Origin of the sequence: Chitinophaga sp. HK235 (assembly GCF_018255755.1) — a bacterium.
GTDB lineage: Bacteria > Bacteroidota > Bacteroidia > Chitinophagales > Chitinophagaceae > Chitinophaga.
Map to the genome: position 1 here is coordinate 77,010 of NZ_CP073766.1, position 20,318 is coordinate 97,327.

Annotated in this window: 18 protein-coding genes and 1 tRNA gene; 7 read left to right on the forward strand and 12 right to left on the reverse strand. The window is 46.7% G+C overall.

Going from position 1 to position 20,318, the window contains the following annotated elements; translation table 11 throughout:
- The first annotated feature begins 198 nt into the window (after positions 1 to 198).
- From KD145_RS00350 to KD145_RS00375, 6 genes are all read left to right on the forward strand, one after another.
- Positions 199 to 738 (forward strand): hypothetical protein, encoded by a 540-nt coding sequence (locus KD145_RS00350; RefSeq protein WP_212003950.1) that lies wholly within the window; start codon positions 199 to 201, stop codon positions 736 to 738.
- Between the two features lie 26 nt (positions 739 to 764).
- A complete protein-coding gene (locus KD145_RS00355; RefSeq protein WP_212003951.1) occupies positions 765 to 1,403 on the forward strand; it encodes a hypothetical protein in 639 nt (212 codons plus the stop codon).
- Positions 1,373 to 2,158 carry a sensor histidine kinase gene (locus KD145_RS00360; RefSeq protein ID WP_212003952.1) on the forward strand — a complete coding sequence of 262 codons (786 nt, stop codon included), beginning with the start codon at positions 1,373 to 1,375 and terminating at the stop codon, positions 2,156 to 2,158. The genes KD145_RS00355 and KD145_RS00360 overlap by 31 nt, the downstream gene beginning before the upstream one ends.
- 2 nt (positions 2,159 to 2,160) lie before the next feature.
- The gene (locus tag KD145_RS00365; protein ID WP_212003953.1) at positions 2,161 to 2,796 is read left to right on the forward strand and encodes a response regulator transcription factor; all 636 of its coding nucleotides are present in this window, start codon (positions 2,161 to 2,163) and stop codon (positions 2,794 to 2,796) included.
- Positions 2,797 to 2,974: 178 nt separating this feature from the next.
- Positions 2,975 to 3,754, forward strand: coding sequence for an ABC transporter ATP-binding protein (locus KD145_RS00370; protein ID WP_212003954.1), 780 nt, complete (start codon positions 2,975 to 2,977; stop codon positions 3,752 to 3,754).
- A gap of 15 nt (positions 3,755 to 3,769) precedes the next feature.
- The gene (locus KD145_RS00375; RefSeq protein WP_212003955.1) at positions 3,770 to 4,516 is read left to right on the forward strand and encodes an ABC transporter permease; all 747 of its coding nucleotides are present in this window, start codon (positions 3,770 to 3,772) and stop codon (positions 4,514 to 4,516) included.
- Positions 4,517 to 4,560: 44 nt separating this feature from the next.
- Here KD145_RS00375 and KD145_RS00380 read toward each other — a convergent pair whose 3' ends face one another.
- The 9 genes from KD145_RS00380 to KD145_RS00420 all read right to left on the reverse strand — a co-directional run bounded on the left by KD145_RS00380 (position 4,561) and on the right by KD145_RS00420 (position 17,512).
- Complete coding sequence (locus KD145_RS00380) at positions 4,561 to 5,037, reverse strand: hypothetical protein (protein ID WP_212003956.1); 477 nt, start codon at positions 5,035 to 5,037, stop codon at positions 4,561 to 4,563.
- Positions 5,021 to 6,010, reverse strand: a complete 990-nt coding sequence (locus KD145_RS00385; RefSeq protein WP_212003957.1) for a TlpA disulfide reductase family protein — start codon at positions 6,008 to 6,010, stop codon at positions 5,021 to 5,023. The genes KD145_RS00380 and KD145_RS00385 overlap by 17 nt, the downstream gene beginning before the upstream one ends.
- An 80-nt stretch (positions 6,011 to 6,090) precedes the next feature.
- Positions 6,091 to 7,278: a TlpA disulfide reductase family protein gene (locus KD145_RS00390; protein ID WP_212003958.1), complete on the reverse strand. Its 1,188-nt coding sequence runs from the start codon at positions 7,276 to 7,278 to the stop codon at positions 6,091 to 6,093.
- Positions 7,279 to 7,337: 59 nt separating this feature from the next.
- Positions 7,338 to 9,512: a carboxy terminal-processing peptidase gene (locus KD145_RS00395; protein ID WP_212003959.1), complete on the reverse strand. Its 2,175-nt coding sequence runs from the start codon at positions 9,510 to 9,512 to the stop codon at positions 7,338 to 7,340.
- A gap of 175 nt (positions 9,513 to 9,687) precedes the next feature.
- Entirely contained in the window at positions 9,688 to 10,506 is an 819-nt protein-coding gene (locus KD145_RS00400; protein ID WP_212003960.1) for a hypothetical protein, read from the reverse strand.
- Positions 10,507 to 10,530: 24 nt separating this feature from the next.
- Entirely contained in the window at positions 10,531 to 12,021 is a 1,491-nt protein-coding gene (locus KD145_RS00405) for a RagB/SusD family nutrient uptake outer membrane protein (protein WP_212003961.1), read from the reverse strand.
- A gap of 22 nt (positions 12,022 to 12,043) precedes the next feature.
- Positions 12,044 to 15,706: an archease gene (locus tag KD145_RS00410; RefSeq protein WP_212003962.1), complete on the reverse strand. Its 3,663-nt coding sequence runs from the start codon at positions 15,704 to 15,706 to the stop codon at positions 12,044 to 12,046.
- Between the two features lie 78 nt (positions 15,707 to 15,784).
- Positions 15,785 to 16,918, reverse strand: coding sequence for a FecR family protein (locus KD145_RS00415; protein WP_212003963.1), 1,134 nt, complete (start codon positions 16,916 to 16,918; stop codon positions 15,785 to 15,787).
- A 3-nt stretch (positions 16,919 to 16,921) separates the two neighbouring features.
- On the reverse strand, positions 16,922 to 17,512 hold the full coding sequence (locus KD145_RS00420) for an RNA polymerase sigma-70 factor (protein WP_212003964.1): 591 nt from the start codon (positions 17,510 to 17,512) through the stop codon (positions 16,922 to 16,924).
- Positions 17,513 to 17,916: 404 nt separating this feature from the next.
- On the opposite strand from KD145_RS00420, the gene KD145_RS00425 reads away from it, so the two are divergent.
- A tRNA-Leu gene (locus KD145_RS00425) sits at positions 17,917 to 18,000 on the forward strand.
- 406 nt (positions 18,001 to 18,406) lie between these two features.
- Here the strand turns inward: KD145_RS00425 and KD145_RS00430 are convergent.
- The 3 genes from KD145_RS00430 to KD145_RS32400 all read right to left on the reverse strand — a co-directional run bounded on the left by KD145_RS00430 (position 18,407) and on the right by KD145_RS32400 (position 20,188).
- On the reverse strand, positions 18,407 to 18,826 hold the full coding sequence (locus tag KD145_RS00430) for an SH3 domain-containing protein (RefSeq protein WP_113613791.1): 420 nt from the start codon (positions 18,824 to 18,826) through the stop codon (positions 18,407 to 18,409).
- A gap of 27 nt (positions 18,827 to 18,853) precedes the next feature.
- The gene (locus KD145_RS00435) at positions 18,854 to 19,378 is read right to left on the reverse strand and encodes a BON domain-containing protein (protein ID WP_212003965.1); all 525 of its coding nucleotides are present in this window, start codon (positions 19,376 to 19,378) and stop codon (positions 18,854 to 18,856) included.
- A 606-nt stretch (positions 19,379 to 19,984) separates the two neighbouring features.
- Complete coding sequence (locus tag KD145_RS32400) at positions 19,985 to 20,188, reverse strand: zinc ribbon domain-containing protein (RefSeq protein WP_212003966.1); 204 nt, start codon at positions 20,186 to 20,188, stop codon at positions 19,985 to 19,987.
- Positions 20,189 to 20,318: the final 130 nt, after the last annotated feature.

Genomic DNA, 20,318 nt, shown 5'->3' on the forward strand with positions numbered 1-20,318 from the left:
GGTATTTTATATCGGTCAATCTGAATATAAAAATCAACCATCCCATCTCCCATAAAATAAATATTTACATTATATTATATCTATATCTGTTTTAATTTAGCTTTCTGTAGGAATTATCCCGGTAGACACCCCGGGGAAAACCCCGGTATAAGGCATAAGAAAAAAGTTGAATATTTGCCTTAAACTAAATACAATAACATGAGCGACAAAATGATGGTCACCGGTTACACCGCTGATAACCAGGGGTATCTTAAAGATACTACCATACCTATCAACTCCCACATGCCTTTTACCGGTAATCCGAATACTTCGGGAATGCCTGTCACAGTGAGTGCTTTTTACGGAATGTTATATCATTTTTTCAATTACCTTAAGAACAATGATGAGGTAAAAGATTTTTTCCAGGGAGTGTACGGTATTGAATTCAGCAAGGCCTCTCTCTTCAGGTTGCTCGGCCAGCAGGGTTGTGAGTATGTTCGCTTCAATTTTGCTATTCCGGATGCAGACGAAAAAATCAGTCTGTTGGCGCATGGGTTGGACATCAACCGCAAGCCAATCGGTTATGATGCGTTGATGGAAAAAGCCCAGGCTGGTAAATTCTGGGATGGTCCTGGAGATCCGGGAGCAGAAGAAAGAGGTAATGGTGGTGAAAAAAACCAGCCACTGGAAGCTTTGTTTGCTGCTCTCAAAGTCAGCGGGCATCCGTTTGGAGCCGCTACACCGGAAGATTTAAAGTAATTAATTAAAAAAGTTTTGCTGCGCCGATGAACGCCTGGATCTATGGATATTATGTGATGTTGCTGCTTTGTTTTGCAATCAGCCTGTTTCACCTGCAATATACGCAGGTGAAGCCCCTGGCGGTATTGCTGGCAGTGTCGATATTATCAGAAGTAGTGGTAGAGCTGATCGGAAAGCGCGGTGACCGTTTCTTTATTGTCTACCACTTTTTTGTGGTGCTGGAATATAGTCTCATAACAATCATTTTGCGATCAGGGATCAAAGACGAGCGATGGCGGTTACTGATGTGGATTTCAATATTCGTATTCGGAGCGGTGTCACTTGTATATAGTTTTGGTTTTAACGGATGGCGTTATTTCCCTGGTATTAATATCACCATTGAGAGTTTCCTCGTCATATGCTGGTGCCTTTTGTCCTTTTTTTCTATCACCCCAAACAGTGAGGCATCTATATTCCGGCACCCAGATTTCTGGCTTACCCTGGCCTTTTTCTTTTATTTCGCCGGTTCTATGTGTGTCAATGGCTTTTACAACCTTTTATTGGCCAGTGATGCACGGTCGGCAAAACAGCTTTTTGCAATTTTAAATTCATTATCCAATTACCTGTTGTATATTATGCTGATAAAAAGCATCATATGCTTCCGGTCAAACAGGATTTCTTCGTAGCTGTCGTACTCATTACCTTACTATTTACTATTATGGGACTGGTAGTGGTGGCGGCAGTCATCAACTATAAGAAAAAACAACAGGCTTACCTTCATCAGCTTAAATTAATGAAAGAAGAGTATGATAAACAATTGATGTGGTCCCAGATTGAAATGCAGGAAGAAACCTTTGCCCATCTGGGGCAGGAGCTGCATGATGATATAGGCCAGTTGTTAACCAGCACCAAATTATTGATTAATGTTACCCAGCGTAACCTGACCGAAGCACCGGAAACACTGAAGATCGCGGAAGAGACCCTCAGTACTGCCATTCATCACCTGCGCGCGCTTTCAAAATCGTTCAGCCGTCAGTGGCTGGACCAGTTCAGCCTGATTGACAACCTGAAGGGCGAAGTGGCCCGTATCAACGCCAGCCGCGCTATAGAGGTGAAGCTTACCCACGAACTGGCAGAACTGCCGCTACAGGCGGAACCGCAGATCATCCTGTTCCGCATTATACAGGAGGCCATACAAAACTGTATGAAACATGCCCGTCCGCAGGTGATCGATATCAGTATTCGTATAGCCAATAAGGTTTTATTACTGATCATTGCCGACGACGGTGCCGGTTTCGACAAAGCCGGTATGTCTGCCACCGGTATGGGCATCCGGAACATGCAACACCGTACCCAACTACTGGGAGGAACTATCAACTGGGAAGTTACGGATGCAGGAGGAACCGCTGTGTTGATAAAATTACCCGTTGAACAAAACTAGTTATGAACATCAAAATTGCCATCGCTGACGACCATCAGTTATTCCTCAAATCACTCAGCCTGCTGATAGCGGGCTTTCAAGGCTTTAGTATTGTAGCCGAAGCAGTCAATGGAAAAGAGCTGCTTGATAAAATCGCCAGATTGTCTGCTCCTCCTGATATCGTACTGCTCGACGTAAACATGCCCGTTATGGATGGCCCCAAAGCCACCGCCCTGCTGCAGAAAGAATATCCCGGCATACGCATCGCCGCATTGTCCATGAAAGAAAATGACAACACCATCATTACCATGCTCAAAGCCGGCTGCTGCGCCTATCTGCTCAAAGACATCCACCCGGTGGAACTGGAAAAAGCACTGTGTGAAATACATGATTCCGGCTACTACCACAACGATGCCTCCAATGTCAACTACCGCCGGCTGATTCTGCAGGCAGAACAAACAGAGGCCATCACTGAAAGGGAAAGAGAGTTTCTCAGCCTGGCCTGCAGCGACCTTACCTATAAAGCTATCGCACAAAAGATGAATGTTTCTGAGAGAACGGTAGACGGCTACCGGGAAATACTGTTCCACAAACTGAATGTACAAAGCCGTACTGGTATGGTGCTGGAAGCCCTGCGCCGCCAGCTGGTATCCCTCTGAACTAACGGTTATCCATAAACGGACATACGGGTGTATGGTGGATCATGGCAGCATGATTTTACCGGTAAAAGAATGTTCTTTACCGATACAGATATGCCCTTTGCCTTATTTCCAGTAAAGCCTTTTGTTGGTTTTAGTATCATTGTGATTATTACATTCATCCAAAATCAAATCAGCAATGAGTGATCAACAAAGGCCTATCCTGGAGGTAGACCAGCTGAGCGTTTCCTATGGCCCTTTTCAGGCAGTGAAAAGTATTTCTTTTACTGTGCAGCCCGGAGAAATTTTTGGGCTGTTGGGACCTAACGGCGCCGGCAAAACGAGTACATTAAGTGCCGTAGAAGGTTTATTAAAGCCACAGGGCGGACGTATCTCCGTAGCAGGCTACAGTGTCCTGGAACAACCCCGTCACGCTAAAGCCAACATGGGCGTGCAATTACAATCTACCAGTTTTCAGGCGGAATTAAATGTATCGGAAATCATCCGGTTGTTTGCCGGTATTTACGGGCTGGAGCTGACAGCAGCGCAGGTGCAGGAAAAGCTGAAGGAAATCAATCTGCAGGATTCGGCAAGCAAACGTTTCGGGCAGTTGTCCGGCGGGCAACAGCAGCGCGTATCACTGGTGATCTCCACTATTCATGATCCTAAACTGGTGCTGCTCGATGAGCCTACCACCGGACTGGACCCGCAGTCGAGGCGGCTGCTGTGGGACCGTATAGAAGCTATCAGGGCTAAAGGTCATGCTGTTCTCCTTACCACTCACTCCATGGAAGAAGCAGAAGCGGTATGCGATCGTATCGCCATCATCGACCATGGCCAGGTGATCGCCATCGATACACCGGAGGCGCTGATAGCCGCGCATCGTCATGATCCGGATGTGATCAGTGTTTCCCGTAAAGGTAAAATCACGCTCGAAGATGTATTCATCGGCCTTACCGGCCGGGCTGTCCGTTCATAATCTAAACTATACTTCATGCAAACTACCAATATACCTCAAACTGCTACTGTTATGACTGCCCTGCTGCGGGCGGATTTTACAACGATGTGGCGCAACCGCCGTTCTTTAAGACTGGTGTTGCTGGTGCCGCTGGCGATTCTTGTTTCCTGGAAAGGGCTGATAGGTAAGTTGGGTGGTTCTTTTGTAATAGCCGGGAGCATCACCATTGGGCTGATCAGCATCGGTCTGCTGGGATACGCCAGTTCGGTGGCGAGTGACCGTGATAAAGGGGTGTTTCAGCGTTTACGGGTTGGCCCTGTTGCGGCCTGGACGATCATGTGCAGCCGGATTACCGTGCACATAGCCACTATTATGGTGATGACGCTGCTGATTTTTGCCGTGGGAATTGCGGTAGACAAGATCACCCTTTCTGCTATGGGTTACGTGGCCGGTTTTTTTGCTGCTGTTTTGGGTGGACTGCTTTATCTGAGCCTCGGACAGATGATTGTGGGACTGATTAAAAACCTGGAGACTGTCAATTCCACTACACGGCTGGTCTATTTCCTGTTTATTATGGTGGGTATGCTGGGTAGCTTCGGTGCACTGGGAGACGTGGTGAAAGAATCAGTGCAGTGGTCACCCTATGGTGTGGTGAATCAGGTAGTCGCCACCAGTCTCAAGCCGGAAACCTGGACACAGCATACGACAATGGCTTTACTGGCCAGCTTAGGATATACAGTAGTATTTGGCCTGCTGGGCATCCGGTGGTTCAAATGGAATTAATATTGATCCGGCCGGCTGAATTATTTTCAGCCGGCCGGATGCTGTCAGAAGCTTATATCCATGATATGTTTGCCCTGATATTTAATATTAATTTTTTTAGAGAAGCACCCGATTCTTCCGGCCATGGTGCCTGAGAACGACAGCAGCACGGAATCGTTCAGGTTGATGCCGCTGTTGCCCAGCTTTGTAAAATCGGGTTCCACCACTACCGGCACGGTGAAGGTAGCATGTGCGGGGATGGTCATCACGGTGTCCAGTTTCACATGTCCGAGGTAGAAAGTATCCAGCTTCAGGTCAAGCTCTCCGCCGGTGAAGGTGAAGCCGTAATTATTGGGATTGTAGTATACACCTGTTACCCTCAGCGCCGGCCTTTCCGGTGTGATGCTGAAGACTTTGACAGTGAGCTTGCCGGGCAGCCGTGCTTCGGGAGGGCTGAAAACAGTACAGGCCTGCAAGGTCATGGCGGCTGCCAGCACGAGGCCTGGTATTCTCCATCTGCTTATCTTATTGAAGTAACTCATCCAGTTTTTTCTCCAGTTGATCTTTTTTGTAAGAATCGAGAGAGGCTGCGATCTTTCCATCTTTACCTACCACGATCACGTGAGGAATGTAGAAGATGTGTAAGGCATCCTTCACACCTTTACCATCCTGAAAACCGCCGTCGGCGAGTGTTTGTGTCCACTCCATCTTCAGCTCCTTCATGGCCTCCTGCCATTTCTCCTTGTGGTCATCCACAGATACGCTGACGAACTGCACGCCTTTATCCTTGTATTTGTTGTAGTGTTCGCGCAGGGTTGGAATATAAGCGCGGCAAGGTGCGCACCAGCTGGCCCAGAAGTCAAGCACGACTATTTTACCGGCATATTTTTTAACAGAAAGGGGAGTGTCCTTTATGTCGGTCATTTTCAGATCAGGAAATACCATACCGGTATCCACTTTTTTAAGTGCGGCGAAGGCAGCTTCGAATTGTTGTCCAGACCATGTTTTCAATGCCTCTGGAGTGAGCAGGGGATGAACGGCGGCAGTCTTTTCGAGCGTAGCGCTATGGTCCCTCAATGCCAGATAGGCTGATATCCCGCTGCCGGGATGTTTTTTGATAAATTCTATCGACGGTTTGCGGGAATTTATGAATGTTACCCAGTCGTCGTTCAGCTTGCCACCTTTCAACTGTGCGTCGGACAGTGAATCCAGGGCGCAGTCAATGGTATAGTTGGTATTTTCGAGGTACACAAAAATCATCCGGGTGCTGATTTTCAGTCTTACCAGAGCGGGGTGCGCCAGTTTGCCGGTAAAGTAGAACTCTCCGTTCATGATGCGCGCTTTATCGGGGAATACATCATCTTTCTCATCCTGCCGGAGATGGACAAACTCGCTGATGGCAACGGAACCGCTGATAACCCCGCTTATCCTTCCCCTGATCACAAATCCCTCTTCCGCCATGCTCAGCAAGGGCAGGAGGAGCAGGAACGCTATTTTGAAAATATGTTTTTTCATAACAGTTGTTATTATCCGACACGGCACATGCAACGGTATATTCCGTTGCATGGCTGGTCGTAAGGGTTTTAATAGAGGTTTTATTTTAGGATAGCTGAGATTTTTTTGTCGATATTATCATCATAAAGATCCCGGGCGATCACTTTTCCATCGGGTCCTATCAATACATTTGAAGGAACGTAGGTAACGCCATAAGCTGCGGCAGCCGCATCAGCCCAACCTTTCAGTTCAGACACATGGAGCCAGTCCAGCTTTTCCTTCTCGATGGCTTTCAGCCATGCTTCGCGTTTGGAATCAAGGGAGATGCCCAGTAATACAAAGTTTTTGTCTTTGAATTTTTCGTTCACAGCTTTCAGGAAAGGTATCTGGCCTTTGCAGGGACCGCACCAGCTGGCCCAGAAATCGATCAGTACATATTTTCCTTTGAAGTCGGAGAGGGACACCATTTTACCATTTACATCGGCGAGTGTGAATGCAGGTGCATTGGCACCGATCTTAGGACGGTTGGAAGGATCCGCTGTAGCTTCGTCGGAAAAAGCGAGAGAGGCCTGTGTAGGATCTATTTTACCGGGATATTTATAGCGCATCAGGATACGTGATGCTTTGGCGTGTTCTCCGAGGCCATTGAACAACTCGTCTTTGTCGGCCTGAGATGGGATGTAGCAAGTCAGCAGGTAGCCGCTCAAACCGGAGTTCGGGTGATCTTTGATCCATTTCTTATAACTTCCGATCATCTTGTTCTGGAGCACGCTGGCTTTTTTATTGATGGAGTCAGCAGCATCTTCATCTCCAATCGCTATCGCAGCACTATATTTTTTATGAAGTTCTTCAAACTCTTTACCGGTACCATCTTCTGTAGAGACCAGGTTCATCACTTCCTCTGATTCCTTAGCCCAGGTAGAACCGCTGTATTGAACACCATGGAAGCCGTCGCCTTTACCAGTGATGTTCATCTTCCCGTCTTCCAGGTACACGATGGCGCCACGATTGCTGTTATTACCGGCGGAACCGATCGCCATGATATACATGCTTCCACCTTTGGGCATCGGCATTTTGAATTTGAAGCCGTGGCTCTTTATGCGGGCGCTGTCTACCTCTCCTGAATAGGGTTCATACAGGTACACCATTGTATCGTTGGGCAGCTTGTCAATTTTTGCTGTGATCTCTGCAAACTTTGTATTATCTGTAATGGGGGTAACCGGTTTATCCTGTGCCAGTGTATTCAGGCTGCCGGCGCAAAAGAGGAACAGAAGAGATTTTTTGATCATGATGTGATGCTTTTAGTGTTAATGCTTTTGAGTTAAAAGTGTGAAGGGATATGCCGCTATTATTTGTTCGTCTGCATGTCTTCCAATACTGATATGGTTTGATCTATGTAGATGTCTTTGCTGAGTTTATTCAGCCAGTCTTTGTAGCGTGCGGTTTCTCCCGGCGTTGTTTTCATCGTGGCAGGGTTGATACTGCGCAGCAGTGCTGGTTGTACATTCAGCAGATGTCCGGTAGTCAGTTCTTTGTCGCGCTGAATACGCTGTTCGCAGCTGCGGGCGGCATTGAATTCTTTTCTGAAATCTTCCAGGTTGAGCAGTGCTGTTTTTTCGCGGAGTGTTTTCAGCTGTCTCATGTTATTGTCTATATCAGCAAATGCCGGGCTGGCGTTGATGCGTGCGTTGGCTTTCTGAATAACTGCCTGGTAGTCGCATACAGGTTTTACCTGGTCGAATGGCAGTAGTTGCATCGTATCACAAGGCAGTGCGGAGCTGTAATCCTTTTCCATGATAGATATCAGCGACATTCTCTTTTGCAGGATGATGTCGGGTGTTACGCCGTTCAGTTGTGTGGCGGTACCGGTGATGCGGTAAAATTTCTCCAGTGTGAGGCGCAGGGTGCCGTAGCTGGTGTCGGGGATGCCTTTCTCTATATTACCTGATTTACCGATGTTAAAGCCGCTTTGTGCGGTGCCTTTACCGAAGGTGCTGGAAGTACCGATGATGACAGCACGTTTGAGATCCTGCATGGCGGCGGAGAATATTTCCGATGCGGAGGCGCTGCTTTCATCCACCATGACAGTGAGGGGGCCATCATAGAGAGGTCCGAAGCCAGGAGAGGTATACCTGCGCAGGCTGTCTTTTGAGCGGAGCCATGAGATGGGGCTGGCGGGCACGAAGCCGGAGCACATCCTTACTACTTCATCGAGGGAGCCGCCGGGATTGCCGCGGAGGTCCATGACCATACCATCGATCTCATGTTCTTTCAATTTCTCTATTTCTCTCCATACATCACCGGCAGAGCCTTTAGTTTGTTCACCATTTGGATCGAGATAGAACGAAGGCAGGTAAATGTAACCGTATTTCTTTCCGTTTTTCTCTATCAATGCGCTCTTTGCACGGTTTTCGGTATCGATCACTTCACCTCTTTTCAGCGTAATAGTCCGGGGTTGTTCTCCGGGCTGCTGAAGTTTCAGTGTCACGTCAGTGCCTTTATCCCCGCGGATCATGGCGGTAACGCGGTTGGCTTCCATGCCGCTCACTGCTATCATTTCTCCTTTACTGTCTTTGATGGCGATGATGACATCGTTTTCTTTTATTTCACCGCTTTTGTAGGCGGGGCCGCCGGGCATCAATCTTTTCACAAAAAAATCAGACTCCTTGTTGCCCAGTTCAAAACCGAGGCCGAAGTAGCGTTTGGTGATTGCCTCCGTAAAAGATCTGTCTTCCGGTGCGACATAGGCAGAGTGTGGATCTACCGCTGCCACAGCAACAGACATGAACTGTGTGAATTTCTCTTTCATCGCGTCTTTGCCTGTTGACTGGCGGAAGTATTCCACATACCATTTGCGTACGTAGTCGCGCGCTTTGGCTTCCAGGGCGGAATTGAAGGGGCTTGTTTTCTGTGCAACAGCGACAGTATCTCCTTCCATATAATGCCGCAGGGTGGCATATTTCAGGAATTTGCGCCATTTATCTTCGCGGTCCTGTTCATTAGCGGGAAAGGTCCATTCTTTCTTCCACATCACCTCCAGCGATTCTTTCTGCTGCATGTTGAATGGCTGTTGCAGGATACGCATGCAGATGTTGTTGGCTTCTTTGATACGTTTGCTGTAGATATCATATGTCGCGTCAAAAAAAGCGCTGGAGCCTGTGTTGATCTCATCATCCACCTGGTTTTTATAAGCGGATAATCTGTTGATATCTTCCTGTAGGAATACGTTGTTGTTGGGGTCCAGTATGTGGATGAAGTTTTCCCATACCTCCTTGCTGTAGCTGTCATCAACGGGCCGGAGGCTGAAGTGATCTTTTCTTATTTTCCTGAATGCGGTAGCGATGGCGGCGCTGCGATAACCTGGCAGGCTTACATCCGTTACGGGTGGTATTGCCGGCGATGTTGCAGTAGCCTGGGCCATTGCGCGCACCTGTGCCGGCGACGACTGGGCCATCGAACCGAATCCTGTGAGTGCTGTAGCAGCGGCCAGCAACAGGCTCTTCTTTCCCTGGCAAATTTTCATACTCATGCTAATTAAGGCTGATAAATAATTAAGGCGTTTTCTGTATAAGAGGCAACCGCAGCGGGAAAAAGGGTGAAGCGACATTGAGAAAAAAAATAACCTGAAAAAAAGAAACCTCCCGGAAAGGAGGTTTCTTTTTTGGGGATATCAATACTGGTTTTAGCAGAAGGATATTTCAAGGGGTATTACCAATAGTCTGAAGATCTACGCCATACATATTCTGGAAGTAGCTGATCATGATACTATATCTCCTTTTCACCTGGCCGTTCACATCTACATTCGGGCTGAGCGGATGGCCGGGGGAGGTAAGCTCATCATAAGTGTGGCCGGTGGCCAGCTCGATGAATCCCAGCAGGTCTGTTACTACATTCAGTTTCTCATTGATAGGTTCCACTACACCAGCTGCATATTTATTGTATTCCTGCAAATTTTTATACCCTGGTATAGGTACCATAAAATCCGGTGGTATGTTGATGGCGCCTACACGGAGTGCTCTTTCCATATAGGCCCTGTTGAGCCATGCCCGCAGTTGTTTTGTTTGGGCAGGTGTTTTCTGTGCGAGCGTGCTGTTGGCGTAGCCGAATGCCAGCATGCTGTTACTGGCTGCCATAGCGGGTACTGAAGGTATGCCGTTCCTGCTGATACTGCTGGCGAGGAGTATCTTGAACGGCATTGTTTTCATCAGGAAAGCATCCGGATAGAAACTGAACAGGTGTTGCTTCATGAACTGCAATGCCAGCGGAATGCTGGTTGGATCAGCAACGAAGGCGGAATCTGTTCTTTTGTCTATGTAGTTGTAGGCATAATCATACTGCGTGAATTTGTAGAGTATGTAGCTGTCATATTTTTTATGGAATGCAACGATGCTATCGTCGTAGCTATGATTGCCCTGCGGCAGCGTGTACATGGGTTGTACAGGATCCGGCGTAAGAGCGGCTTCTTTATTGCAGGCGGTTACTATTGCAAGTATCGCCACCAGAAAATATATTCTCATAAATAATTTTTTTGATCAAACATTTTAATCAGGCATCCTGGTACCGTTGAACAAAGGATTTTGCACTAATGCGGGGTTGCGGTTGATCACCTTATCGGGGATAGGCAGCACATATGCCGGATCATGAGGTTTCAGCCGGTATATTTGTGTGGTGGCCTCGTCTGGCATATAGAGGTGTTTGATAGATGGCATGCCATAACGCCGGAGATCAAACCAACGGTGATTTTCTTCCATGAACAGCTCTCTTCTGCGTTCTGTACGGCACATTTGCAGGAGTGCATCTGCCGGCTGTATTCCCCATGGTTGAAAGGAGGTTTTATCTATCCTGTTGCTGCGCAGGGTATTCAGACTGTTGAGTGCTTTGCTGGCAGCGGCTGCATCGCCGGTGGCCTTGTATTGCTGGATACAGGCTTCTGCTCTGTTGAGATAGGCCTCCGCATTCCGCCAGGAAATCCCCAGTGCTTTGTCGCCGTATGCTGTATTGTCTATTTTCTGCCATCCATAGTCAGGTGTAAAATATGGCTTTAAAAAATCCGGAGTGGGAGAGAAAGCGATTACGCTACGAAGATCGTCAGCCTCAAAACAATCTGCCAGGTCATGTGAAACATTGTAGACATTGTAGAATCCAAGCGCCGAATAATCTTTAACGGTGCCGTAGGTAAAGACGGTTTCAATGTTATTGGCTCCGGACAGCGGACGATTGCTGGGATCCGGGGATCCTCCAAGGGTGTTGTAATCGAGCAGCTGGGGACGGTATGCCAGCACAACATCTGCGTGTTGGATAGCTTTATCCCATTTCTCCATGTAGAGATATATTCTGCTGGCCAGCAAATGTGCTGCCACAAAGGAAATGCGGTAAGGCGAGAGATTCGTCCTGTTCTGGTCCAACAGGTAAGTAGCGCTGTCAATATCCTGTGCGATCTGATCATATACTTCTTTCACTGAATTTCTTACCATCGGCTTGTCAGAAAGGTTAGCAGTTATTCTGATAGGAATGCCGGGGCTTTTATCAGGCGTAGTGGTGGAATCGTTGTATGGCTTTGCATATAGATTCACCAGCATAAAATGATAGAAGGCGCGCATTGCAAAGGCTTCACCTTTGAGCTGATCTTTGAGTTGCCGGGCACCTGTGGCATTATCCATGTTTTGCAGGGCTACGTTAGCTCCGAGCAACCAGTGGTAGTAGGACTCCCAGATGTTGAGATTGTCTGTAAAACCGGCATTGGTGGCCCTTATTACAAAATCGGGTTGCCATTGGTATATCGAGGATGCTGTAGTGACCTCGGCCGGAGCATTTGCATTGAGTCCTCCCACATAGGCTTGCACATCATCATCGAGGAATACCCTCCATGACTGGACCGCATCTACGCCGGAAGGGTAACCATCTGAATACAGTATTTCTCCATAATCTTCCGCAGATTTGGGTGTCAGGTCGCTCTGGGAATATTCTTCCAGGAACTTCTTACATGACATCAGACACAAGGCAACAGATATTACAAGCAATATTTTTTTCATGTCGGCAAATTGAAGATTTGTGTTAGAAAGAGGCAGACAGTCCTAATGTGTAACTTCTTGTCAGTGGCAAGGTGCCGTAGGCGGAATGAAAATCGCTGATCTCCGGATCCTGCCCATTCAACCTGCGGTTGGCAATCTTAAACAGGTTAGCTATAGTAAGGGATGCATTGAGGCCTTTGATACCTGTACCCCGCAGCATGGGAGGCGGCACGGTGTACATCAGGCTCAGTGAGGTGCATCGCATATAATCATTGCTGATAGTCCTGATATCAGACAGCGTATAAGCATCCATCGGCGCAATAGTGATATCGTCGCCATAATTAGTCAATATTGAACTCCGTTTGTAATAAGGGACATGCACCCATTGATCGTGGGGAGGATTATCAATTACTGAAGGAATGTTGGTTTTCAATTCATCGCCTGGTTTGCGCCAGCGGTCAAAATAGCTTCTGGGTGTATTGGAATAAGGAGCAGGTACACCGCTACCGAATTCACTCAGCACAAACGGACTGTTCAAGCGCTTGGTACTGCCGAGGCTCACAATAAACGTAGCCCTTGCGGCAAATGACCTGTAGCGGAAAGATGGTGTAAAACCAAATGTGAGTTTGGGCTGTATCTGCCCTGAGTATACCAGTATATCATCAGGGTTGGATGTTTTGGCTTTCTGGTCCAGTTTATCAAACAAAGGCAAGCCGTTATCGGGATTCAGTCCTTTGAATTTATAGGAGTAAAAGCCGCTGATAGGCCTGCCACGCAGATGTCCGTTACCATCAAACAGAGAATAGAAATTACCCTGGTTTACGTCGTCAGACAATTTGTTGAACTGCTTGCTGGTGTTAAAGGAGAGGTTCAATTCCGAATTTTTCGTTCTCACGGGTGTCAGGTTCAGGGTGAGCTCGAACCCTTTGTTGTATATACTGCCATTGTTTCTGTACATGGTGTTCATACCATATTCATACGGTATCTCTACATTGTCCAGCACATCTACCGAGTGTTTGGAATAGTAGTCGAAACCTATTCTCGCACGGTTGTTAAACAAGCCCATATCTGCTCCGATATCCCAATGATAGGTCTTTTCCCAGCGCAGGTCCGGATAGGGTAATGATTTGATGTGGAGATAAGGCAATTGGTTGCGGGGGTTGAATACACCGGTGTTTGCCATATATCCGGCTACCAGGTTGGGGCCTACCGCTGTGACCACATTCCCCTGCGTTCCGTAGGAAGACCTGATCATTAATCCGCTGATGACATTCGTTGGAAACCAGCTTTCGGAGGAAACATCCCAACGTGCGGAGATATCATAATTGGGCAAAAACTTTGAATTGGAGTATTGTCCGAATCGGTTGGACCCATCCATCCGGATAGTGCCATACACGGTATAACGGCCCATCAGGCTATAGCCTATTGTGCTGTAAATGCCAACAGAATTTTCGCGACCATCTGTAATGTTATAGCTATTCTTTTTCCGGCTCAGGTCTGAAGGAAAAAAGGTTTTCCCTCTTTCTGGAAAATATCCTGCCTGTGTGGACAGGGTGCCTTCCCTTTTTACACTGTTTATTTCATTACCGATCGTAAAATTGAACTGGTCGCGGTCATTAAAAAATCTGTTGCTATAGTCGATGCTGTTTTTTGTATTTAATACCAGGCTTCGCTGATAGAATGTATTAGCCACGCCGCCGGCAGGTAAGGGGGAGACCTTGATCATATCATCCGGAGGTGTCCAGTCCTGGTTCCAGCCACGTTCCCTGGCAGCCTGAAACGACAGCTGGTCATATGCCGCCATACCATCTGCGCCGGAAATAAAAGCGGAGGACTGGTTACGGAATGTGAAACCCTTGCCGATATTATAATCCAGCTGCAAGTTGGCGCTGGTAGTGTGTTCTGTTGTGGTATTGGACGTATGATTGATCTCATTCTGAAAATTAAAAACCAGCGGCGGATTGAGGTAGGGTCTTATCACCTCCATGTTATCCATGTATTGGTTTGGCAATGGCTGGCCGGCCGCAATGGGGTAATAGTCATCAGGACTTATTGCCCGGCTGGTTTGCATGGCATATGCGAGCGGAGAGATGCCGTTATAGTAACCGGTACGGGTAGTGTAATTGCTCATCACAGAGAGGTCGAGGTTCAGCCTTTTTCCTACCTGTGTACGGATATCCACATTAACGCCATATTGTTTGTTACCATCGAGCTTTGCAGCACTTTTGTTGTCGGCATAATTAAAAGAAGCGTAATAAACCGTTTTGCCGGCTCCTCCGCTCATGCTCAGCGATTGGTTTAAACTGAACTGGTTTCTGAACAGCAGCTTGAACCAATCGGTGTTCCTTGTTTGCATTTGTGCTACCTTGTCGCGGAACTGTGCTTCCGTGATATCCTTTTTATATAATGCCCGGTACAAACCTTCATAGGACACGGTTTCAGGGAACCCGCTCAGGTTATCCTGAAATACTACACCGTCCTGCAATAACTGATTCGACAACTCAATACGCTCTTTTGAGTTCATCAGGTTAAGGTTCTTGTAGGAAGGCCGTTGCTGAAAAGTATAGGAGGAGTTATAAGACACTTGCATAGGGCCTGCTTTTCCTCTTTTGGTAGTTACCACAATCACGCCATTGGCGGCACGTGTACCGTAGATCGCGGTGGCGGCGGCATCTTTCAGGAAAGTGAGGCTTTCAATGTCGTAGGGGTTAAGGCCGCTGATAGCATTACCGATCAACTCATAGTTGGATTGGGAGGTGCCACCTACGAGGTTATTGAGTAATGCGTTGGAGATATCCACCGGTTCGGGACGTATCATGCCATCCACTACCCACAGGGGTGATGCATTTCCCAGCAGGGTAGAGGTTCCCCTGATGCGCAAAGTAGGCTTGGCATTCACGCCTCCGGAGGTGTTTAATACCATCAGCCCTGGCACCTTCCCCTGCAACATCTTGTCGATGCTGGGCTGGCCGGCCTGCAGCACCTCTGCGGCGCTCAGTTTTGTTACTGAGCCTGTGAATAAGCGCGGATCGATCTTCTGGTATCCATTCACCACCACTTCCTGTATCACCTGCACAACGGAGTCCATTTTAAATGCCTGTGGTCCTTTGTTGGTCGTGCCTGCATTGTAGACGAATGATTTCATACCTATGCGGGAAAAACCGATTTGCTCATTCGTCGGCACCACGAGCATGAAGGCACCGTCGGATTCGGTGACCGTCATATCTTTAGTTGTAAGGCCCTTAATACTCACACCCGCCAGCGGATGGTCGGCCTGGTCGGTAACCCTGCCCCAGACGATCACTCCTATCTTGTCTTTCGTTTGTTTTCTATCAGTTTCATAGATTACTACTCCTTCCATGGCCACGTCAAAGAGGAGGTTTGTATTCGTCAGCACCTGCTTCAGCAGCGTTTCCAAGGATACGTTCTCTGCTTTCACGGTCACGGCAGGTTGACGGTTGATGACTTCTGTGTTGTAGGTGAAACGTACCTTCGTTTTCTCACGGATGTCTTTCAATACCTTGCTCAGCGGGGCATGGCTCGCTTCATAGGATATTTTCCTTGAGAGGATCGCGTCGCCTGCATTATCCTGCGCATACAAGCCGGAACCGGTTTGCAACAGTAAAAGCAATAGCAGGAGGGGACCATACAAGACAAAGCGCTTCACATCCTTCCTGAGGAAGGACAGTGTGGTTAGTTTTCTCATTTCGGTTGATATTACGGTTTGATCAGTGGCAACGGACAGCTGCCGGTATTAATTTTATGCTGGTATGCTGACATTGTGTTATCTGCTGTGTTTCATTGTTACGTGCACTGTTTTGTCCTCTATTTTAAACTGAATATCGTTGATACTCTGGCTGATCAGGTTGAGCACATCCTGCAGGTGCGAAGGTCTGCGTGTATCCAGTGTGAACCTTGCCTGTGCGGCGGCTGGATCGTCGAATACAAAGTTGTAGTCATAGCTGCGTGACAATACACCGGCGATATCTGACAGCGGTGTATCATCGAAGTAGATATCGCCATCCTTCCAGGCGGTATACAGCCTGATATCAGTAGCAGTATGTTTGCTCAGTGCACCATTGCTGGCGCTAACGGATTGTTCTCCAGGCAGCAGGACCAGACTGGCACTGTTGCTGGTGACCAGCAGCTTGCCGTTGGTGAGCGTGGTAACGACGCCTGCTTCGCTGGTATTTACGTTGAAGGCGGTGCCCAGTACCTTCATTGAAACCTTTCCTGCATGTACGATGAAGGGGTGTTGCATATCGGGTGCGATATCAAAGAACACTTCTCCTGTAACATATACTTCGCGGGTATGGCCGTTAAAGGTACCGGGATAAATAAGTGTAGAAGAAGCATTCAATGATATGCGTGTACCGTCTGACAGTTGCAGGCTGAATTGCCGTCCTTTCGGAACTTCCAGGGTATCGTTGTTTGCCGGCACATCCTGGATGGCGCCTTTGTTATAGGTAATGGATGATGAATCGGATTGTATCTGTGCATTTATATTCTGCTGTATTGTTTGGGTGCCATTGCCGAGGATATATACGCCGCCGGCGCGTTTCAGCCTCACTTTTCCGTTGGGGAGCTGGTTGGCCAGCTGGTGACTGTGTTGTTTGCGCCAGGGACTGAGCATCCATATGCCGGCGCCGATGGTGAGCACCAGTAATGCGGCTACGAGTTGCCTGACGATCATCATACGGCGTACGCGTCTGCGGTCTCTCTCCGCTACAAACCTATCCCATCCTGCATCTTCAGAGAATCTGCCTGCATGCTGCCTTGCATGCATTTCCCTGGCGGCGGCCAGCATGCCCATTTCCTCTTCATTGAGGGTGTCGGGAGCGGCGTTGCCATCCAGGACATCCAGCAGCTTGTCCCAATCTATATGGCTATCGTTATCGTGGTCGTTTGTGTGCATCATAACTTATAATAAGGGCAAACAATTTTGAAAAAGGGTGAAGGAAGTAAGTATTTTGAAAAATAAAACCAGCAAAGCCGCCTTTACCATCCATTTACATTCTTTCCTCAGGAACTGCAAGGCCAGCTTGATCTGTGTTTTTACCGTGTTGATGGAGATGCCGAGAGTATCAGCGATATCCTTGTATTTGAGCCCGTCGCGGTTGCTCAGCAGGAATATTTTCCTCCGCTGTTCCGGCAGGCGGGCAATGGCTTCCCACAAGGCTTTATCGCGCTTCTCCTCATCTGTCTGTTCTTCTCCCGGAAAATATTTTACCAGTTCCTCAATCGTTTGTACTTCCTGCAATGTTGTTTTACCGGACTTCTTGATGTAGTTGAGAGAAGCATTGCGGATGGCGCGCACAGCATAACTCCTGAAGTTGTGGGTGACATGCAGTACATCCCGTTTACTCCAGCAGTAGAGAAAAAAATCCTGCACGATATCCCTGGCGGCGTCCTCATCTTCCACCATGTAATACGCGATCGTACACAAAAATTTATAGTGAAGCCTGAACTGTTCTTCAAAAGAAATGGCTTCTACAGACCCTGGTTGATGCATAGTGTACTTCGTATCTTCATTGTTTCCAGTACAAAGTATTGATAAATCCGGAATTATTTCCATCTACGGTATCCAGCTATTTTTCAAATAGCTATTAATTTATGATGTCTGCTGGTTCTTACTTTCCAGCGTAAGGCAATGGAACTTTAAAAAAGGGTGAAGCCAGGGCGTAGTTTTTTTTGATAATGCCGGTGATAAGAACAGTTACGTTGTATGAGTGTGGCGATGATGGGGGGACGTGATCGGGGGGCGTGACTCCCGTTTTACGTGGATTTCATCAATTATGCCGGGTGGCTGAATGCCTGGGAATTTGAAGTAGCTGAGCAGTATTTTTTTATTTTCTCTCAAAAAAATTTGGTGAAATCCTTTGTGTGCTTATCTTTGCACCCCTGACACATCAAAATGCCCAGATGGCGAAATTGGTAGACGCACTGTGTTCAGGTCGCAGCGCCTGCAAGGGTGTGCTGGTTCGAATCCAGTTCTGGGCACTAAAAAGAAAAGGTCGGAAGAAATTCCGACCTTTTCTTTTTTAAGTACTTCCAAATCCTTTACTGACAAGGCAATCAGCTCCAGTATAGGGTTAGGCTCCATGGTTCGATAATCATTTTCATCAAAAATCAGTTTTGCGGGGAATATCGAACCAATGATTTTTTGTTTGACATCTAAATCAAGAACCGTTATTCCGTTCAATAAAGGCATTTTTTGGGAACCTAACACCCTTTATCCGGAGCCTAAATTGGCATAAGTTGCAGGAAAATTTTCCGAATTATTATGAGGAGTAAAGAAGGACAAAAAAGATAATAAGCAAGATAACTCGACCATTTTTTCTAAAATGAAAGAAGGTGCCTCAAAATTACTTTTGAGACACCTTCTTTTTATTCTTTTTGATAGTAATCAGGCAGGTTGTAAATATTGTGCATAAGAATACCCCTCAGCACCATCATCTGTACGAATGAGCCACCATTGCTCATTCATTTTACTGATTAGTGTAACAATTTCACCATGTGCAGCCTTTCCAACGATTGGCTGATCTGTTCCCGGCCCTTTACGAATATTAAGATTGGTTGATTCAGTGACTACTGTCAATTTAGCCCCGGTTACTGCGGTAGCTACCTGAATATCCATTACAACATCTCCGCTAAGAAAATTTGGATCTATCTGCCCATAAATATTCCAAAGCTTATCTTTAACATCCCCGCTGGGAGCAGTGCCATTAATATGCAATACTCCATCCTGTTCCGCAACTTGCAGATCTGAAACACCAGATGCTGTCGCTGTATCCAGCAAATCTTTGTATTTATCCTGTAATGCCATAAATGTTTTAGTTTAAAATGGACTGACTTATTTTACTTTCAAACCTTTTGCATCTACCTTTTTAGGATGTAATGCATCTAATGCCATCTTTAAGGTTTTCCAACGATCTGCTTTCTCTTCGCCGGTAACTGTTAATACGCCATCTTTTACGTCTACTTTTACGCCAGGGAAATCTTTCACCACATCAGCTACCGCAGTTTTGAGTGAATCATCTGCTGTTACCGCTACAGGTGCTGCAGGTGGAGGAGGAGGCGTAACCGTGATGTTATTAACCACGCTCTTAACATCTTTTACAGACTTAGCTGCTTTTTCAGCAGATGTTTTCTCTTCCTCAGTACTTACTGTACCAGACAATGTTACTACCCCTTCTTTTACATTGGCAGTTACTCCAGGAATAGATTGAACTGCTGTACTAACTGTGGTCATGATTTCCGAATCTTTCGGTTTGCTCTTACAAGCAACCATGAAAAATAGCCCAATGGCCATGATGGAAGTCGTCAGATGCCTGAGTTTCATAGTTTTTAATGTTTTAAAGGTGATAAATTCCGCCAAAAGATAAGTATCTTTTTTTATCCTGCAATAAAATCGCAGTCAATTACTTATGATTTAACATTAAAAACGCTATGAATAACGGCTAACTGTTAACTATACACGAGGGATATTAATGCGGGTTGGACTGGGATACCAAAAATCCCAGCGGTATTTGTAGTAAACATACTACATCATTATACTACCATTATCATGTTTGGGCCCCGGTTGGATGAACGTCGTGGTACATAGTGGGGTATCTAAATAGTTGTAGAATAATATTTGGAAATCATTGTTGTCTGGGTAAATTAATTGCTGGCATACGATCAATATACGCCATTGGGAGAATCACTAAGAAACAAATAAGGAGTGCTTTATTTAAGGAAATATGTAGCTGTGATTTGACAGTATTTTGTCAGTACTTATTGAAAAAATAAGTCAGAATAAAATAGTAAAAGGCGGCTACGGGGTGGATAAATATTTTTAGTACCAGCAGGTACTTGCTAACAATACAATTGCAGATTCATTGAAGTGGTTAAGTGCTTTAATATCAATACAATTTGGTTCGATATTTTTCCAGTTCTGGGCACTAAAGAGGAAAGGTCGGAGTTATCTCCGACCTTTCCTCTTTTAAGTGATTCCAAAATCCTTTACTGGCAAGGTAAAGGAGGTACTACTTTGACAATGGTAATAATAGTAGGTTCCACCATTGCCTTTACTGCCACTACCTGTAATGGGTCTACCGCATTGTTTACACACTAAGAAACCTCTAAGCGGCAGGTGTTCGTCTTTGGTGCTGCGTACTTTAGTTACCTTTTTGCGCCCGCTTAACACATCCTGGACTTCATCCGTGAGTCATCGGGCACCGTAGACTATAAATACTTCCGTCTATTACAGTGCAGTCCTGTTTACTTTCCCCTTCCAACTTAATACTGTAGGTGTGTGATAATGAATACTACCATCC

Coding starts and splice junctions, on each gene's coding strand:
- KD145_RS00350 (WP_212003950.1), top strand. CDS start 199: ATGAGCGACAAAATGATGGTCACCGGTTACACCGCTGATAACCAGGGG.
- KD145_RS00355 (WP_212003951.1), top strand. CDS start 765: ATGAACGCCTGGATCTATGGATATTATGTGATGTTGCTGCTTTGTTTT.
- KD145_RS00360 (WP_212003952.1), top strand. CDS start 1,373: ATGCTTCCGGTCAAACAGGATTTCTTCGTAGCTGTCGTACTCATTACC.
- KD145_RS00365 (WP_212003953.1), top strand. CDS start 2,161: ATGAACATCAAAATTGCCATCGCTGACGACCATCAGTTATTCCTCAAA.
- KD145_RS00370 (WP_212003954.1), top strand. CDS start 2,975: ATGAGTGATCAACAAAGGCCTATCCTGGAGGTAGACCAGCTGAGCGTT.
- KD145_RS00375 (WP_212003955.1), top strand. CDS start 3,770: ATGCAAACTACCAATATACCTCAAACTGCTACTGTTATGACTGCCCTG.
- KD145_RS00380 (WP_212003956.1), bottom strand. CDS start 5,037: ATGAGTTACTTCAATAAGATAAGCAGATGGAGAATACCAGGCCTCGTG.
- KD145_RS00385 (WP_212003957.1), bottom strand. CDS start 6,010: ATGAAAAAACATATTTTCAAAATAGCGTTCCTGCTCCTCCTGCCCTTG.
- KD145_RS00390 (WP_212003958.1), bottom strand. CDS start 7,278: ATGATCAAAAAATCTCTTCTGTTCCTCTTTTGCGCCGGCAGCCTGAAT.
- KD145_RS00395 (WP_212003959.1), bottom strand. CDS start 9,512: ATGAAAATTTGCCAGGGAAAGAAGAGCCTGTTGCTGGCCGCTGCTACA.
- KD145_RS00400 (WP_212003960.1), bottom strand. CDS start 10,506: ATGAGAATATATTTTCTGGTGGCGATACTTGCAATAGTAACCGCCTGC.
- KD145_RS00405 (WP_212003961.1), bottom strand. CDS start 12,021: ATGAAAAAAATATTGCTTGTAATATCTGTTGCCTTGTGTCTGATGTCA.
- KD145_RS00410 (WP_212003962.1), bottom strand. CDS start 15,706: ATGAGAAAACTAACCACACTGTCCTTCCTCAGGAAGGATGTGAAGCGC.
- KD145_RS00415 (WP_212003963.1), bottom strand. CDS start 16,918: ATGATGCACACAAACGACCACGATAACGATAGCCATATAGATTGGGAC.
- KD145_RS00420 (WP_212003964.1), bottom strand. CDS start 17,512: ATGCATCAACCAGGGTCTGTAGAAGCCATTTCTTTTGAAGAACAGTTC.
- KD145_RS00430 (WP_113613791.1), bottom strand. CDS start 18,826: ATGGCATTACAGGATAAATACAAAGATTTGCTGGATACAGCGACAGCA.